A 16,233-nucleotide genomic window follows, 5' to 3' on the forward strand; every position below is an offset into this window, starting at 1 on the left:
GTGATTGTCACCGGTTGAACTTCTCGCCCTTCTCGGCCTTTTCGCGGAGCAGCGGGGCGACGTCGAAGCCGTATTTCTCCAGGCCCTCGACGATCTTCTTGAGGCCCTCGGTGTCGGCCCAGAACATCGGCCCGCCGCGATACGGGGGCCAGCCATAGCCATAGACCCACACCACATCGATATCGCTTGCCCGCTGGGCCATGCCCTCGGCCAGGATCAGCGCACCTTCGTTGACCATGGTGTAGAGCGTGCGGACGACGATCTCCTCCTCGGTGATCTCGTGGCTCGGCACGTTCAGCTTGCCGCGCCATTCCTCGATCAGCTCGGCGACGCGCGGGCTGTTCGAAGGCTGGCGCTTCTCGTCATAATCGTAGAAGCCGGCGCCCTTCTTCTGGCCCCAGCGGCCTTCGGCGGCGAGCGCGTCGCGGATGTTCTCGATGCGGTTGGGATCGCGGTGCCAGCCGATGTCGACACCGGCGAGATCGGCCATCTGGAACGGTCCCATCGGCATGCCGAAGGCGACATGGACCTTGTCGATCTGCTCGGGTGTGGCGCCTTCGAGCAGCATTTTGGTGGCTTCCACCTGGCGCGGCATAAGCATGCGGTTGCCGATGAAGCCGTAGCAGACCCCCGCGATCACGGCGACCTTCTTGATCTTCTTGCTGAGCGCCATCGCGGTCGCAAGCACATCGTCGGCAGTCTTGGCGCCGCGGACGATCTCGAGCAGCTTCATGACGTTGGCCGGCGAAAAGAAGTGCAGCCCCACCACGTCCTGCGGGCGGCTGGTGGCGGCGGCGATCTCGTCGATGTTGAGATAGCTGGTGTTGCTGGCAAGGATCGCGCCCGGCTTGGCGATCTTGTCGAGCCGGCCGAACACGTCCTTCTTGACGTCCATGCTCTCATAGACGGCCTCGATGATCAGGTCGCACTCGGCGAGATCGTCGAAATTGAGCGTGGGCTTGAGGAGGCCCATCGCCTTCTCGACCTGCTCGGCGGTCATGCGGCCCTTGGCGGCGGTCGCCTCATAGTTCTTGCGCATCGTGGCCGTGCCGCGATCGAGCGCGTCCTGCGCCATCTCGACGATGGTGACGGCTACACCCGCCGAGAGGAAGTTCATGCTGATCCCGCCGCCCATCGTGCCGGCGCCGATCACGCCGACGCGCTTGATGTCGCGCAGCTGGATGTCGTCGGCGATGCCGTCGATCTTGGCGGCCTTGCGCTCGGCGAAGAAGATGTGGCGGAGCGCGGCCGACTGCTGGCCCATGATCAGCTTCATGAAGCCCATGCGCTCGGCCTGGACGCCTTCCGCATAGGGCTTGCCGGCGGTCTGCTCGATGATGTCGATGATCGTGTTCGGCGCGTCGAGCCCGCGGAAGCGCTTGGCGTTGGTCGCGCGGAATTTGGCGAAGGTCTCCGCATCGACGGTGACCGGGCGCTCGCTGGAGCGCGAGACCGGCTGGCCGATTACTTCCTGCGCGAAGGCAACGGCGTCGGCGAGCAGGCTGTCTTCACCGGCGAGGCGATCGACCAGACCGGCGTCCTTGGCCTGCTTGGCCGAGATCGGATCGCCCTTGGCCGCCATCTCCAGCGCGACTTCGACGCCCGCGACGCGCGGCATGCGCTGGGTGCCGCCCGCACCGGGGAGGATGCCCAGCTTCACTTCGGGCAGGCCGAACTTCGCCGAGGGCACGGCGATGCGATAGTGCGACGCCAGCGCGACCTCGCAGCCGCCGCCGAGCGCGGTGCCGTGGACCGCGGCGATCACCGGCTTGTCGAGCGCCTCGATCGCGTCGACCAGCACCGGCAGCGACGGCTCGGCCATCGCCTTGCCGAACTCGGTGATGTCGGCGCCTGCGAAGAAGGTCTTGCCGGCGCATATGATGACGACGGCCTTGATGCTGTCGTCGCCCTTGGCTTCCTCGATGCCGGCCTGCAGCCCCTGCCGCACCGCCGCGCCGAGCGCGTTCACCGGCGGATTGTCGGAGGTGAGGATCAGGACATCGCCCTGACGGCTGGTGGTAATCACGGACATGCGTTCGAACTCCTAGTTCGCAGTTCCGGCCGGGGCCGGGAGGGGGTGAGGGGCGCTCATCGGGTGAGCGCCGAATAGATCAGCGTCTTCAGCTCGCGCCGGATCGGGTAGAGCATCGACGGCGAAAATTGGGTCATGAACACCATCGAAATCCGCTCGACGGGATCGACGAAGAAGGCGGTGGAGAACATGCCGCCCCAGTAGAATTCGCCGACCGAGCCCGGGATCATCGTCTTGGCGACGTCCAGGTTGATCGCGAAGCCGAGGCCGAAGCCGACCCCGGCATTGGTCGTCTCGTTGAACAGCCCGCGCGACAGGCTGGCGAGGTCGCGGCCGCCGGGGAGATGGTTGATGGTCATCAGCTGGACGGTCTTGGGCGAGACGAGCCGTACACCGTCCAGCTCGCCGCGGTTGAGCATCAGCGTGTTGAAGCGATGGTAATCGAGCGCGCTCGAGACCAACCCGCCGCCGCCCGAAAGCAGCCGGGGGAAGCGCGACCAGGCCGAGGCTTCGCCGCGATCGTACAGCACCCGGCCTTCGCCTTGCTTCATCGTCCAGCAATCGGCGAGACGATCAATCTTGTCCGCGGGCACCTGGAAGAAGGTGTCGTGCATGCCCAGCGGGGCGAAGATGCGTTCGGCGAAGAAGCGGTCGAGCGTCAGGCCCGACAGCCGCTCGACCACTGCGCCGAGCACATCAGTGGCGACCGAATAGGTCCAGGCCTCGCCCGGCGAGAATTCCAGCGGCAGCGTGCCCAGTGTGGCGACGAACTGGTCGAGCGTCAGATTGCCGTGCCAGCTCTCGATCCGACCCGCGCGATAGGCGGCGTCCACGGGCGTGCGCTCTTGGAAGCCATAGGTGAGACCGGCGGTATGGCGCAGCAGATCGATCATGCGCATCGGCTGCGCGGACGGCATGGTGACGAACGGCTCGCCATTCCCTCCACTCGCATAGACCCCGACGCCCTTCAGTTCGGGCAGCACATGGTGGACGGGCGTGTCGAGTGCGACCAGCCCTTCCTCGACCAGCATCATGAAGGCGAGGCTGGTGATCGGCTTGGTCATCGAGGCGATGCGGAACAGCGTCGATTCGTCGACCGCCGCGCCGCCCTCGCGCGCCGCGCCCTGGTGCGAGAAATGGACGATCCGCCCGTCGCGCGCGAGCAGCAGCTGCGCGTGCGGCAGCTTGCCGGTGTCGAGATAACGCGTCTTCACAAAGGCATCGATCCGCGCCAGCCGGGCGGCATCGAATCCATGGGCGATCGGGTCGTCGACTTCCATGCTTGGCGGCATACCTCTCGTTCGAAACGCGTGCAATGCACCTTCTGGCGGGTGCCCGCTTTCTATTGCCTTGAGCGCGCGGCAAATCAACACTAACGTGCGCACCGGTTGGTCAACGAGCCAAACCCAAAGTTCAGAAAGTCGATGGAGAGCGCTGCCTTGACCCTTGAACCGATCGTCCCCTTGCCCCCCGACTGGCCCAAGGCCCCGCTGGCTGCCGTGGACGCCATGCTCACCGCGCCCGGCGCCAAGTTCGAAATGGACACCGTGGAGATCCGCGGCGTGCCCACACGCGTGTGGAAGAACGCGCCGCCTACCGCCGCGATCCTCGCGCGGCTGGCGCGCGGCTATGGCGACCGGCCCTTCACCATCTATCAGGAGGAGCGGGTCAGCTACGAGGCAAACTACCGCGCCACCTGCCATCTCGCCTCGTGGATGCAGGCCAAGGGCGTGGCCAAGGGCGACCGGGTCGCGCTGGCGATGCGCAACCTGCCCGAATGGCCGACGATCTTCTTCGCTGCGGTGAGTATCGGCGCGATCCTGGTGCCGCTCAACGCCTGGTGGACCGGCGCCGAGCTCGAATATGGCATGAAGGACTCAGGCGCCAAGCTGCTGTTCGTCGATGGCGAGCGGCACGAGCGGCTCAAGCAGTGTTACGCCGCGCTCCGTGATCTGGAGCAGGTCGTGGTGAGCCGAGCGCGTGCGCCGCTGGAGGGCGATGCAGTGGCGCTGGAGTCGCTTCTCGGGCCCTGCAACAGCTGGGCCGACCTGGCCGACATCGCCTTCCCCGAGGTGGCGATCGACCCTGAGGACGATGTCACGCTGTTCTATACGAGCGGGACCACCGGCAATCCAAAGGGCGCGGTCGGCACGCATCGCAACCTGATGACCAATATCCTCACCGCAGGCTATTCGGTCGCGCGCTCGATGCTGCGCCGGGGCGAGGTGCCGCCGGCCGCGCCGCCCTATAAGGTGGGTCTGCTGGTCATCCCGCTGTTCCACGTCACCGCGTGCAGCGCCGGGCTGATGGCGCTGATCGCGGCGGGCGGCACGGTGGTGTTCATGCGCCGCTGGGAGCCGATCGAGGCGATGGAGATCATCCAGCGCGAGAAGGTCAACCAGACCGGCGGTGTGCCGACCATCGCCTGGCAGCTGCTCGAACACCCCGAGCGCCATAACTACGACCTGTCGAGCCTGGAGAGCATCTCCTATGGCGGCGCGCCCTCGGCGCCCGAGCTGGTCAAGCGCATCTTCGAGGAATTCGGCGCGCTACCCGGCAATGGCTGGGGAATGACCGAAACGATGGCGACGGTGACGCATCATCTCGGCGAGGAATATCTCGCCCGGCCGACCAGCGCGGGGCCACCGGTGCCGGTCGCCGAGCTCAAGATCATGGACGTCGACGGCAAGGGCGAACTGCCAGTCGGCGAGGTCGGCGAGCTCTGGGCCAAGGGGCCGATGATCGTGAAGGGCTATTGGAACAAGCACGAGGCGACGGCCGAGACCTTCCGCGACGGCTGGGTCCGCACCGGTGATCTCGCGCGGCTGGACGAGGAGGGGTTCCTCTATGTCGTCGACCGCGCCAAGGACATCATCATCCGCGGCGGCGAGAACATCTACTCGTCGGAAGTGGAGGACGTGCTCTACGCGCACCCGGCGGTGACCGACGCGGCGCTGATTGGAGTTCCGCATCGCACGCTGGGCGAGGAGCCGGTAGCGGTGGTGCATCTTGCGCCGGGGACGAGCGCGACCGAGGCGGAGCTGCAGGCCTTCGTCCGCGAGCGGATCGCGGCGTTCAAGGTGCCGGTGGCGATCCGCTTCTCGACCGAGACGCTGCCGCGGAATGCCAATGGCAAGATCCTCAAGAAGGACCTCAAGGCGCTGTTCGTTACCGACAAGGCGGCGTGAGGTAAGCCTTACCACTTCTTCTTTTCCCCCTTCCGCTTGCGGGAGGGGTTAGGGGAGGGTGTGTGAGGGTAGCGGGCAGGACGTGAGAGGCGAGGGAAGGCGCCATCAGCCCACTTCTTTGAACGCATGCTCTGCTTCCCTCACTCAACCTCCCCCAAACCCCTCCCGCAAGCGGGAGGGGGGTATTGCAGGTCGGGATGAGCCATCAGCCCCTCAAACCAGGTGGATCGCCGTTCCCGCCGCCGCCGCGGCCGCCGCGATCTCCTCCGGTGGCGCCTGGTCGGTCACCAGGTCGTGCACGTCCCCGAACCCGGCGACATGGACGACGCCCGACTTGTCGAACTTGGTCGCATCGCACAGCACTGCCACGCGCCGCGCCTGGGGAAGCAGGCTGCGCTTGAACGCCGCTTCGCCCGCATCGAAATCGAGGAACCCCCGCACCGGATCGACAGCGCCCATCGACAGCACGGTCAGGTCGGGTGCGAACTGGCGGCAATAGTCGATCGCCTCGCTGCCAAATGCGGCGTGGTAATCGGGATCGACCGCGCCGCCCGCTACATAGAGCCGCTGTCCGGCATGGCCGATTACCTGCGCGGCGATCTCCGTGCTGTTGGTGATTACGGTCAGGTCGCGGACCTGCCCCAGCGCACGCGCCAGCCACAAGGTGGTCGTGCCCGAATCGAGCAGCAGCGTCATGCCCGGGCGCACCAGCGCCACCGCGCGCTCGGCGATGCGCTGCTTGGCCTCGGCCTGGTCACGCAGCCGCTGGCGGTAGGGCGGTTCGAGCACGCCGCCCGGCAGGCACACGCCGCCATGGATCTTCTGCACCCGCCCGGCCTGCTCCAGCTGGCGCACGTCGCGGCGGACCGTCTCCTCGGACACATCGAACCGCTCGGCGAGTTCTCCGATCGACCATTGGCCACGCTGTTCGAGCAATTCGAGCATCGTGGTCAGGCGCGCGGTCTGCGGCGCGCGGGCCGCGGGGGTCCGAGCCGGCATGTCGAAGCTTTCCATCCGCGTACCCTATCAGCGATCCCTGCGTGCGGAAACTCACAAAGAGATGATAAAAACCACATAAAACAACATGAAATGTCACATACGCGTCACGAACTGAACCTAGGCGCCGCGGCGGGGCAGCCAGGGCAGGCCGGCCCCCACACACCAAAAGGGAGGGCATTATGGCATTCACCTACCGCGCGGCGCTCGCCGCGCTGGCCGTCGGCGCGAGCTGCATCTCGATGGCCGCCGCCGCGCAGGATGCGACGTCGCAGGCCGCAGAAGACGGCGAGATCGTCGTCAACGGCTATATCGCCTCGTTGGCCAAGGCGCGCGATCTGAAGCGCGATTCCAATATCATGAAGGACGTGATCGTCGCCGAGGACATGGCGAAGTTCCCGGAACTCAACCTGGCGGAGTCGATCCAGCGCCTGCCGGGGGTGGCGATCAACCGCGAGGCCGGCGAAGGCCGCCGCATCACGCTGCGCGGCCTCGGCGCCGATTTCACCCGCGTCCAGCTCAACGGCATGGAAGTGCTGGGCAATGTCGATTCGGCGATGGACAGCCGCGGCCAGCGCTCGCGCGACCGCGCCTTCGATTTCAACATCTTCGCCTCCGAGCTGTTCTCGCGCGTCGAGGTGGAGAAGAGCTACCAGGCCTCGCAGGCCGAAGGCGGCATGGCCGGTACCGTCGGCCTGTTCACCGCCAAGCCGCTCGAGCAGAAGCAGGGGCTGACCGGCGCGATCTCGGCCAAGCTCGGCACCAACAGCTACACCAAGGACGCGCAGCCGCGCGCAGCCGCGATGCTCAGCCAGAACTGGGACGATCGCTTCGGCATCCTCCTCTCGGTCGCCTATTCGAAGCGCAAGACCGAGGAGCAGGGCTATAACACCTATTCGCCCACCCAGCTGAGCGCTAGCCAGATTAGCAGCTACCTGGGCAAGGGCCTCGACATCTCGGCGCTCACCGCCGACCAGCAGGCCAAGTTCAAGTCGGGCGACCTGGTGTTCGCCTCGGGCAACCGCCTGTCGGTTTGGGATGCCAGGCAGGAGCGCCTCGGCCTGACCCTCGCCACCCAGTGGCGTCCGTCGGACAATTTGCTGTTCACGATCGACGGGCTCCACGGCGAGTTCACCACCCATCGCGATGAATATCATCTGGCGACGCGGCCCGATAATACCTCGGGCTCGGTGATCTTCGACACCGGATCGAAGATAAATTCGATCCACTGGGACAGCACCAACTTCGTCGATGCGATCAGCGTCGACAAGGCGACCTATGCCAGCGAGCATCGCCGCTCGCTCAACAAGAACAAGTTCAACCAGATCGCCCTGACCGGCAAGTGGGAGGCCAGCGACAGCCTCACCTTCGACGGCCATGTCGGCTATGAGGATTCGAAGTACACCGCCCCGTATGACGACAAGCTGTACCTGCGCGCGCAGGGCGGCATGACCACCACCTACGACGCCGACGGCACCGGCGCGACCAACGCCTATCGCTGGAACACCACCGATCCGGCCAACTACACGTTCAAGGAATTCTACTTCCGCGAATTCTGGAACAAGACCAGCCTGAAGGAAGGCGTGGGCAACGCCGCGCTGAAGGTGAACGAGGTCTTCACGCTGCGCGCCGGCGGCAGCTATCGCCGCTACGAGACCTCGGGCTCGGAAGTGTATAACGACGGCCAGTTCCACGCGGTCACCGGCACGCCGGTCACCCCCTATGCGGTGGTGTTCAGCCAGAACAAGGCGGCGAGCTGGATCACCGGCGACTATGCCAAGGCGTTCGCGACCTACAATGCCGCGCACACCGTCGCCGGTGCAACCGATATCGAGAACACCTACAAGGTGATCGAGTCCACCACCGCCGGCTATGGCCAGCTCGAGTGGAACGCGCCGCTGGGCGGCATGCGCCTGCGCGGCAATATCGGCCTGCGGGCCTACTTCACCGATCTCGACAGCACCGGCTATGTCACCAACAGCAACGACACGCCGATCGGCACCAACGTCACCAGCGCGCACTATTCGGGCGTGCTGCCGACGCTCAACGCCACGCTGGAAGTTACGCCGAGCTTCCTGATCCGCGTCGCCGCCGCCAAGAACATCAACCGCCCGGGCCTCAGCTCGGTTGCTGCCTCGGGCAGCGCCAATGCCGACAACGGCAAGATCACCGCGAGCATCGGAAACCCCAATCTCAAGCCGTACAAGGACAATTCGGTCGAAGCCTCGGCTGAATGGTATTTCGGCAAGATCGGCCTCGTCTCGCTGGGCGTGTTCCACAAGGATATCCGCAACCTGGTGGCCAGCCAGACGCTGCTGAACGTGCCCTATAGCAGCACCCGCCTGCCGACCTCGATGGTGGCGGGTGCGACCCCAAGCACGATCGTCGCCGAGTTCACCCAGCCGGTGAACCTCGCCAAGGCCTATGTGACCGGCGTGGAGACGGCCGCGCAGACCAACTTCACCTTCCTGCCCGCGCCGTTCGACAAGCTGGGCATGGCGGCGAACCTGACGCTGCTCGACTCGAACGCGCCGAACAAGGGCGTCGACAGCCCGATCCCGGGCCTGTCGAACACCAACGCCAACGCGACGCTCTATTACGAGACCAAGCGCTGGGGGATCCGCGGCTCGATGAACTATCGTTCGTCGTATCTGCGTACCGCCTATGACGGCAAGAACGCGGCCAGCAAGGACGGCTTCGACGGCACCGTATATGTCGATGCCGCGGCCTTCTTCAACGTGACCGACCGGGTGCGGCTGACGCTCGACGCGATCAACCTGACCAACGAGACCGAGGTCCAGTACAACAGCATCTACCACCGCCTGCACAACGAGACGCGCAGCGGCACCACCGTCTTCGCCGGGATCGGCGTGAAGTTCTGACGTTCCTCTCCCCGACGATGCGCCTGGCCGGCCTGGGGGCATGCCCCCAGGCCGGCTTTTTACGGGTCAGGCGGCGGGCGGCGCGTCCCCCAACCATCCAAGTACGCGCAGATCGGCCACGCTGGCGCGGGCGACCGGCACCTCGCGGCCGTCGATCAGCCGCAGTTTCCAGTTGCGATCCTGCCGGACGGCGCCGGCCACCGCGCGGCGGGCGACCCACCAGCTGCGATGAACTCGTTCGCCCTGTCCTTCCAGCTGCGCGACCGCATCGCGCATCCGGATCAGCACCAGCGCGCTGCCATGGAGAGTGTGCACGCGGACATAATGATCCTCGTTTTCGAGGCAGAGGATCGGCCCGCGAAGATGGGGCGGCAGCTGGTCGAGCAGGGCGGGCGCGACCTCTTGCTCGGTCGCGTCGGCAGCCGCAGCCGGTTGGGGATCGGGAAGCGCAGGCGTCGGCGGGGCAGGGGAGGCGGGGACAGCGCCGCGCTCGGCAAGCAGCTGCACGATCGTCACCGTCGCGCCGACTATCAGCGTCTGCAGATAGGCGCCCGCGAGATCGGAGGCCGTCACCGACCGCCACGCCGGACCCGCCGCTGCGAACACGAAGATGACGTTCGTCGGAAAGGCGCCGAGCACGCAAGCGACCGCAATCGCGACGAGCCGCGACATGCCCATCTGCCGGGCCAGCGCGCTGCCGGCCGCAATCACCGGACGGAAAAACGCATAGCCGGTGACGAGGTACAGCGCCCAGTGCAGCAGGCGCGGGCCGAGCGGCGTCGCGTAGGATCCGAACGGCCCGAGCGCCGCCAGCACCAGGATCAGCCCGCCCAGAATCGCGAGCTCCGCGAACAGCCTGCGCGTGCCGCTCATGCGGCGGGCCCGTTCACGCTTCGCGAACGGTACGTCCGCACGGTGAGCGAACCCCTCGCGAAGCCGATCCGACCATTCCTGCAAAGCCGCTCGCTCGGAGCCGGGCCTGCGGCATCATGGGCGGAAAGGAGATACTGATGAACGACGTTGCACATCCCGGCTTCCTGCTCCCCGCACGCGACCGGCTGATCGTCACCCTGGGCGTGATCGCCGGTGGTGCCATCCTGCTGGCCTTCGCGCACGGCCTTGCAAGCGGCGCCGTCGCCCGGTCAAGCATGCGCAACCTCTGGCTGGTCATCCACTTGGTTGCCGTGCTGCCGGCACTGCCGCTCGGCGCCTATGTGCTGGTCCGGCACAAGGGGGATGCGCTGCATCGCCTGCTGGGCAAGCTGTGGGCGGTGCTGATGCTGGTCGCGGCGCTTTCCAGCTTCGGGTTGCGCGGGATGACCGGCAGCCTCAGCCCGATCCATCTGCTGTCGGTGGTGGTGCTGGTGATGATCCCCCGCGGCATTCTCCTCGCTCGCCGCCACCGGATCGAGGCGCACCGCCGGGTCATGTCACTCACCTATCTCGGGTTGGCCGTTGCCGGGCTGTTCACCTTGCTGCCGGGACGGTTGCTGGGCAGTTGGCTGTTCACCTGACCGCTTGCCACGGCACCATCGCTGTCGCGGGGCGCGGGCGGCGCGGGATAGTCGGGAAGGTCGATCGCCTCGGAGTCCCGCACGAAAAGCCTGCTGAACGTCTTTCGGACCAGCGGCGTGCTCGCCAGCCGCATCGCGCCGCGCAGCACCGACAGCCCCGCGGCGCTATGGGGCCAGAGCAGGCGCGGCAGGAGCTTGGGGAAATTTTGCCCCTCCTGCACATAGGGCCGCAGGATGCGTTCATAGCTGTCGAACGCCGCGCGATGGCCGCCGCTGCGCGCCAGCTCGCCCGCGAGCACATAGCCGCCGACGATCGCCAGCGAGGTGCCGATGCCCGACATCGGCGTCGCGCACCAGGCGGCATCGCCGGTGAGCACCACCCGGCCGTTCGACCAGCGCGGCATCTTCACTTGCCGCAGCACGTCGAAATAAAAGTCGTCGGTGGCATCCATGCCCGCGAGGATGCGCGGGAACTGCCAGCCCTCGCCATCGAACAGGTGGTGCAGCCAGGCCTTCTGGCGCGCCGGCCCCCACTGCGCTTCGTCGCCGGGCGTCTTCTGCTGGCCGAGATAGACATGCAGCCTGTCGTCTGGTCCGGGTTTGAACGTCGCGCCGCGCCCGCGCGTGATATTGTGCACTCGCGCGAACGGGCCGTCCGCGGCGGTCCTCGGAATGGAGAAATAGGCGATGGTGATGTCCAGCCAGCGCGATCGGGTCTCGCCGGGGAAGACGCGCTCGCGGGTGGGCGCGCCGACGCCCTCGGCGACGATCACCAGATCGTAGCGCGCCGCCCGGCCGCTTTCGAAGCGGACATCGACGCCATCAGCATCCTGGGTGAGCGCGGCGATGCCGTCACCGAACCGGAACCGCGCATGTCGGGCGGCAGGTTCGAAGATCAGCCGCGCAATGTCGCCGCGAAGGATCTCCAGTTCGGCGGTAGGGCCATCGCCAATGTCGTCGACCGCGAACCGCGCGATCGGGCGGTCGCCCGAATTCACCCAGTCGGTGCCCCGCTCGCCGGTGGTGCGGGCCTGTGCGGCTGCCTCCAGGCCCATACGGCGAAGCACCTCGCGGGCGGCGCCGCGAACGTCGACATTCTGTCCGCCTTCGCGGAACGCCGGTGCTTTCTCCACCACCTCCACGTCGAAGCCGTGGCGCCCGAGCCACCAGGCGGTGGTGGCGCCGGCCACGCTGGCACCGGTGATGAGGATTCGCTGCGGCATGGTGATGTCTCCTTCGAACGAGAAACATCACTAGTGATATTTATGTTCCGTGTGACGCTTCCAGATTGGCGATGAAGCGCTGGAGAAGCGTGACCAGCATGGCCACCTCCGCCTCGGTAAAGCCTTGCGTTCCCGTCGCATTACCATCCAGCAGCGCCGTACGGCCCGCATCCGCCATCGCCGCACCGCGCTCAGTCAACGCGATCGACGCGGATCGCCTATCGCCGGGTACCGGCGTGCGCGCGATCAGCCCCAGTGCCTCGAGCTTGTCGAGCGTCGCCACCATGGCGGGCTGCTTCACCGCCGCGTGTCGGACGAGATCGCGCTGCGGCATCGGCCCCTTCCACCGCAGCAACAGGATCGGCCCGATCAGTCCCAGCGACAGGCCCTCGGGCTTCAACAGCGTGTCGACGAGCCGGTTGAACACGCGCGCGGCATGATTGGCGAGATAGCCGGGAGCGACTGCGGCGTCGGGATGGATATCGTCGTTGCGCGGGGCCATGGCTGCTCCGTGCCGGAATTCGCACGCGCGCGCGAGGCGCTTTTTGCCACGCTGTCGGCGCTTCCCGCGCGCCGAGCGGGGCGGGCGTTATGCGGCGCGCGGGTCTTCGATCGGCAGATCGTACAGGACCGCGCCCTCCTGCAGTTCGGGCACGCGCGCCAGGATATCGCCCCTTGGCGAGAGGATCGTGCAGCCATAGCTGATGCGGTCGTTCGCCATGCCCGCCACGTCGGCGGAAGCCACCCAGCAGCCTATTTCCCGGGGCCGGGCGACAAGGTTCGCGAGGCTCCTCTCGCGCCAGCGTGCGGCGGTCTCGGGGCGGAGCAGGTTGTTCAGCGGGTAGAGGATCAGCCCGGCGCCTTGGTCGGCAGTCCGCGCGGCGGCGTGCGGGAAATTGGAGTCGTTGCAGATGTTGATGCCATAGCGCAGGCCGGATCGCAGGAAGATCGGGAAGCCGGTGCCCGGCGTGACGCCGTCCTCGTTCGGATGGGCCTTGGCATTGCGTCCGACGATCCGGCCTGCTTCGATCACCACGGCGCTGTTGCTTGTATGCGCCCCCATTTGCTCGAACACACCGAGCACCAGGGTGGAGGAAAATCCGGCGATCCGCGCGCACAATGCGGGGAGGGCGAGGGCGGAGGCGATTTCGGCGTGTGCCCGAACCAGCGTCGCGTCATAGGCATGGCCAAGCAGCCATGCTTCCGGAAACAGCAGCAGATCGACCTGCTCCGTGTCGGCCCAGCGCAGCCGATCGACGATCGCCGCGATGGTCTGTTCGGGATCGTCGAGGACGGGGTGGCACTGAACCGCGGCGATCCGCATCGGTGCGGCGCTCAGTAGTCGGTAAGCACGCGGGCGATCGCGTCGCGCCATCCCGCCAGTCGTGCAGCGCGTACGCTGGGTTCCATCTGCGGCTCGAAGGTCCGGACCGTGCCGCGCATCATCACCGCGTCGTCGAGGCTGTCGAACATGCCGCAGCCCAGCCCGGCCAGCATCGCAGCGCCCAGCGAGGTGGTCTCGGCGAAATCGGGGCGGTCGACGGGGAGGGCGAGCATGTCGGCCAGATCCTGCGCGATCCAGTCGTTGGTGATCATGCCGCCGTCGACGCGCAGCCGGCCCCATTGGGCACCGTCCGCGGCGAACGCGGTTTCGAGGTCGTGGCTCTGGTGCGCCATTGCCTCCAGCGCGGCGCGCACGATGTGCGCCCGCCCGGCCGCAAAGCTGAGTCCGGAGATGGCCGCGCGCGCTTGCGGCTCCCACCAGGGCGCGCCGAGGCCGGTAAGCGCGGGTACGCAATAGACCCCGCCATTGTCTGGCACCGAACGGGCCACCGCCTCGCTCTCCTGCGCGTTCGCGATCAGCCCGAGCGAATCGCGCAGCCACTGGACGAGGCTGCCGGCGACGAACACCGATCCCTCCAGCGCATAGGTGCGCCGCCCACCCAGCTGCCACAGCACCGTCGCGAGCAGGCGGTGGCGCGAGCGCGGCTGCAGCGTGCCGGCATTGGTGAGCACAAAGGCGCCGGTGCCATAGGTCGCCTTGGTGTCGCCCGGCGTCAGGCAGGCCTGGCCGATCGTCGCCGCCTGCTGGTCCCCCGCCAGCCCGCAGATCGGAATTGCGCTGCCGAATATCGTGGTCACCCCGAAACGGCCGGCGCAGTCGACGATCTCGGGCAGCGCCGCCCGGGGTGCATCGAACTGGTCGACCAGCCCATCGCTCCAGCCGCCGCTGCCCAGGCCCATCAGCAAGGTGCGCGAGGCATTGGTGGCATCGGTGATGTGCAACCCACCGGTGAGCTTCCACACGAGCCAGCTCTCCACCGTGCCGATCGCCAGTCGATCGCCCGCATCGCGAAGCTGCGGCCAGTTGGTCATTGCCCAGGCGATCTTGGTGCCGGAGAAATAAGGGTCGAGCAGCAATCCGGTACGCGCCTGGATGCCGGGTTCCTCGCCCGCCTCGCGCAGCGTCTGGCACAGCGCTGCGCTGCGGCGGTCCTGCCAGCTTATCGCAGGGGCGAGCGGTTCCCCCGTGGTCTTGTCCCAGAACACCACCGTCTCGCGCTGGTTGGTGATGCCGATCGCCGCGATCCGCTGCGGGCCCCCGGCGAGCGTGACCATCGCCGCCGCGCAGGCATGGCTTTGCCGCCAGATCTCGTTCGCATCATGCTCGACGAGGCCCGGGCCGGGATAATGCTGCGTCAGTTCTGCAGATCTACTCGCAACACATTGACCGGAAGGCGCGAAGAGCATCGCTCGGGTCGAGGTGGTGCCCTCGTCGATAACCAGAAGCAATTCGGCCATGCGATTTAGGCTAGCTGGCAACAGATGCGGCCGCAATTGCGCCGTGCTAGGGCCTTGCATTGCCGCAAGACGATCGCGCCTCTAGACTGTACCAGAAAGGGATTTTCGCGTGGACCAGCGTACCGGGATGATGGGTGGAGACGGTGGCGGGGCGGGGGGCGTTCCCGATCCGATCGCAGCTGCCGATCTGCCCGACGACTGGGAGGGCGAGGAACCCGCACCCAGTCTGCGCCGTGACCGGCTGATGGCCGCGCTGGTGCTGATCGCCGGCATGGGGCTGGTGCTGGCGCTGCCCTTCGCGCTCCAGGCGGGCGCGCGCTTCTTCCTGCCGGTCACCGCCTCGCTGGTGATCGCGATCGCGCTGGTGCCTTTTCTCGAATGGCTGGAACGGCACCGGCTGCCGGCGCCGATCGCTGCCTTCGTCTGCGTGCTGCTGTTCCTCACCGCGGCGAACGTCGCGCTCGCCTCGATCGTGGTGCCGGCCTGGCAATGGATCCGCCGGCTGCCCGAGAGCATCCCCAAGATCCAGCACAATCTCGAACCGCTGATCCGCTTCTATTCGAACCTCGAGCGGTTCGTGAACAAGACGCTCAACAACTTCGCGTCGGCGCCCGTGCGCCAGCCGGTGGTACAGGCGCCGCAGCCGCCGACGTCGCTGCTCGATCTGTTCACCACTTCGGCCCCGTCGGCGCTGATCGAGATGTTCTTCGCGATCCTCGTCATCTACTTCTTTCTAGCCGGCTGGACCCGCCTGCGCCGCCGCGCGATCACCAGCCGATCCAGCTTCGGGGGCGCGATGGCGACCGCGCGGGTGATCCAGGACGTGGTGGACGATACCTCGGCCTATCTGGGCACGATCACGCTGATCAACGTCACGCTGGGCCTGATCGTCGCGGCCGCACTGTGGCTGATGGGCATGCCGACGCCGCTGATGTGGGGCGGTATCGTCGCGCTGCTCAACTATATCCCGTATATCGGCCCGGTGATCGCGGCGCTGCTGCTCGCGGTGGGGGGGCTCATGTCCTACGCCGATATCGGCACGGCGATGGTGCCCCCGGCGATCATGATCGCGGCGCACCTCGTGGAGGCGAATGTCGTCACCCCGCTGATCGTCGGGCATCGCCTCACCATCAACCCGATCATGATCCTGATCTCGCTGAGCTTCTGGGGCTGGGTGTGGGGCACCACCGGCGCGCTGCTGGCGGTGCCGCTGCTGATCATCATCCAGACCGTGCTCAATGCCGCGGGCAAGCCCGATATCGCCGGTTTCCTGTTCGAGCAGGGCACGCTGGTGCGCGATCCTGCGGACATTCGCTCGCGTCGTCGCGCGAACCTCGATCAATCCGGTTGACAGCCTGAAAACACGCGGCTAGGTGCCGCCTCCTCGCTTGGCTCAAGCGGGTGTAGCTCAGTTGGTTAGAGCGCCGGCCTGTCACGCCGGAGGTCGCGGGTTCGAGCCCCGTCACTCGCGCCACTCGCCTTGCGGGACTCCAGATGGAATCCGGCGGCGATTGGCCGTTCAAGATTTCCTCGCTTGGAAGCAAGCGGGTGTAGCTCAGTTGGTTAGAGCGCCGGCCTGTCACGCCGGAGGTCGCG

Annotated in this window: 12 protein-coding genes and 2 tRNA genes (1 of these 14 running past the window's edge); 6 read left to right on the forward strand and 8 right to left on the reverse strand. The window is 66.9% G+C overall.

The genetic code is table 11. The features are described from left to right. Positions 1-7: 7 nt before the first annotated feature. Both RT655_RS15635 and RT655_RS15640 read right to left on the reverse strand, forming a co-directional pair. Positions 8-2,032, reverse strand: a complete 2,025-nt coding sequence (locus RT655_RS15635) for a 3-hydroxyacyl-CoA dehydrogenase NAD-binding domain-containing protein (protein ID WP_313538418.1) — start codon at positions 2,030-2,032, stop codon at positions 8-10. A 56-nt stretch (positions 2,033-2,088) separates the two neighbouring features. Next, entirely contained in the window at positions 2,089-3,312 is a 1,224-nt protein-coding gene (locus RT655_RS15640) for a serine hydrolase domain-containing protein (protein ID WP_313538420.1), read from the reverse strand. Positions 3,313-3,456: 144 nt separating this feature from the next. On the opposite strand from RT655_RS15640, the gene RT655_RS15645 reads away from it, so the two are divergent. Continuing rightward, positions 3,457-5,220, forward strand: coding sequence for a class I adenylate-forming enzyme family protein (locus tag RT655_RS15645; protein ID WP_313538422.1), 1,764 nt, complete (start codon positions 3,457-3,459; stop codon positions 5,218-5,220). Between the two features lie 213 nt (positions 5,221-5,433). Here RT655_RS15645 and RT655_RS15650 read toward each other — a convergent pair whose 3' ends face one another. Further along, complete coding sequence (locus RT655_RS15650) at positions 5,434-6,219, reverse strand: DeoR/GlpR family DNA-binding transcription regulator (protein ID WP_313538424.1); 786 nt, start codon at positions 6,217-6,219, stop codon at positions 5,434-5,436. Between the two features lie 179 nt (positions 6,220-6,398). On the opposite strand from RT655_RS15650, the gene RT655_RS15655 reads away from it, so the two are divergent. After that, complete coding sequence (locus RT655_RS15655; protein WP_313538426.1) at positions 6,399-9,098, forward strand: TonB-dependent receptor; 2,700 nt, start codon at positions 6,399-6,401, stop codon at positions 9,096-9,098. Between the two features lie 66 nt (positions 9,099-9,164). On the opposite strand, the gene RT655_RS15660 is transcribed toward RT655_RS15655, so the two are convergent. Beyond that, positions 9,165-9,971 (reverse strand): LytTR family DNA-binding domain-containing protein, encoded by an 807-nt coding sequence (locus RT655_RS15660; RefSeq protein ID WP_313538428.1) that lies wholly within the window; start codon positions 9,969-9,971, stop codon positions 9,165-9,167. A 137-nt stretch (positions 9,972-10,108) separates the two neighbouring features. On the opposite strand from RT655_RS15660, the gene RT655_RS15665 reads away from it, so the two are divergent. Further along, the gene (locus RT655_RS15665; protein WP_313538429.1) at positions 10,109-10,612 is read left to right on the forward strand and encodes a DUF2306 domain-containing protein; all 504 of its coding nucleotides are present in this window, start codon (positions 10,109-10,111) and stop codon (positions 10,610-10,612) included. Here RT655_RS15665 and RT655_RS15670 read toward each other — a convergent pair. The 4 genes from RT655_RS15670 to RT655_RS15685 form a co-directional block, all read right to left on the reverse strand. Next, on the reverse strand, positions 10,537-11,835 hold the full coding sequence (locus RT655_RS15670) for an FAD-dependent monooxygenase (RefSeq protein WP_313538431.1): 1,299 nt from the start codon (positions 11,833-11,835) through the stop codon (positions 10,537-10,539). The two genes, RT655_RS15665 and RT655_RS15670, sit on opposite strands and share 76 nt — an antisense overlap. A gap of 40 nt (positions 11,836-11,875) precedes the next feature. After that, positions 11,876-12,337 carry a MarR family winged helix-turn-helix transcriptional regulator gene (locus tag RT655_RS15675; RefSeq protein ID WP_313538433.1) on the reverse strand — a complete coding sequence of 154 codons (462 nt, stop codon included), beginning with the start codon at positions 12,335-12,337 and terminating at the stop codon, positions 11,876-11,878. A gap of 87 nt (positions 12,338-12,424) precedes the next feature. Then, complete coding sequence (locus RT655_RS15680; protein ID WP_313538435.1) at positions 12,425-13,159, reverse strand: carbon-nitrogen hydrolase family protein; 735 nt, start codon at positions 13,157-13,159, stop codon at positions 12,425-12,427. Between the two features lie 11 nt (positions 13,160-13,170). Next, entirely contained in the window at positions 13,171-14,637 is a 1,467-nt protein-coding gene (locus tag RT655_RS15685) for a glycerol kinase (protein ID WP_313538437.1), read from the reverse strand. Between the two features lie 130 nt (positions 14,638-14,767). Here RT655_RS15685 and RT655_RS15690 point away from each other — a divergent pair, with 130 nt between their 5' ends. The 3 genes from RT655_RS15690 to RT655_RS15700 all read left to right on the forward strand — a co-directional run. After that, positions 14,768-15,988, forward strand: coding sequence for an AI-2E family transporter (locus RT655_RS15690; protein ID WP_409530284.1), 1,221 nt, complete (start codon positions 14,768-14,770; stop codon positions 15,986-15,988). A gap of 46 nt (positions 15,989-16,034) precedes the next feature. Further along, a tRNA-Asp gene (locus RT655_RS15695) sits at positions 16,035-16,111 on the forward strand. A gap of 70 nt (positions 16,112-16,181) precedes the next feature. Beyond that, positions 16,182-16,233 (forward strand) — tRNA-Asp (locus tag RT655_RS15700); it runs 125 nt beyond the window's last position.

The sequence above is a fragment of the Sphingomonas sp. genome (assembly GCF_032114135.1).
Lineage (GTDB): Bacteria > Pseudomonadota > Alphaproteobacteria > Sphingomonadales > Sphingomonadaceae > Sphingomonas.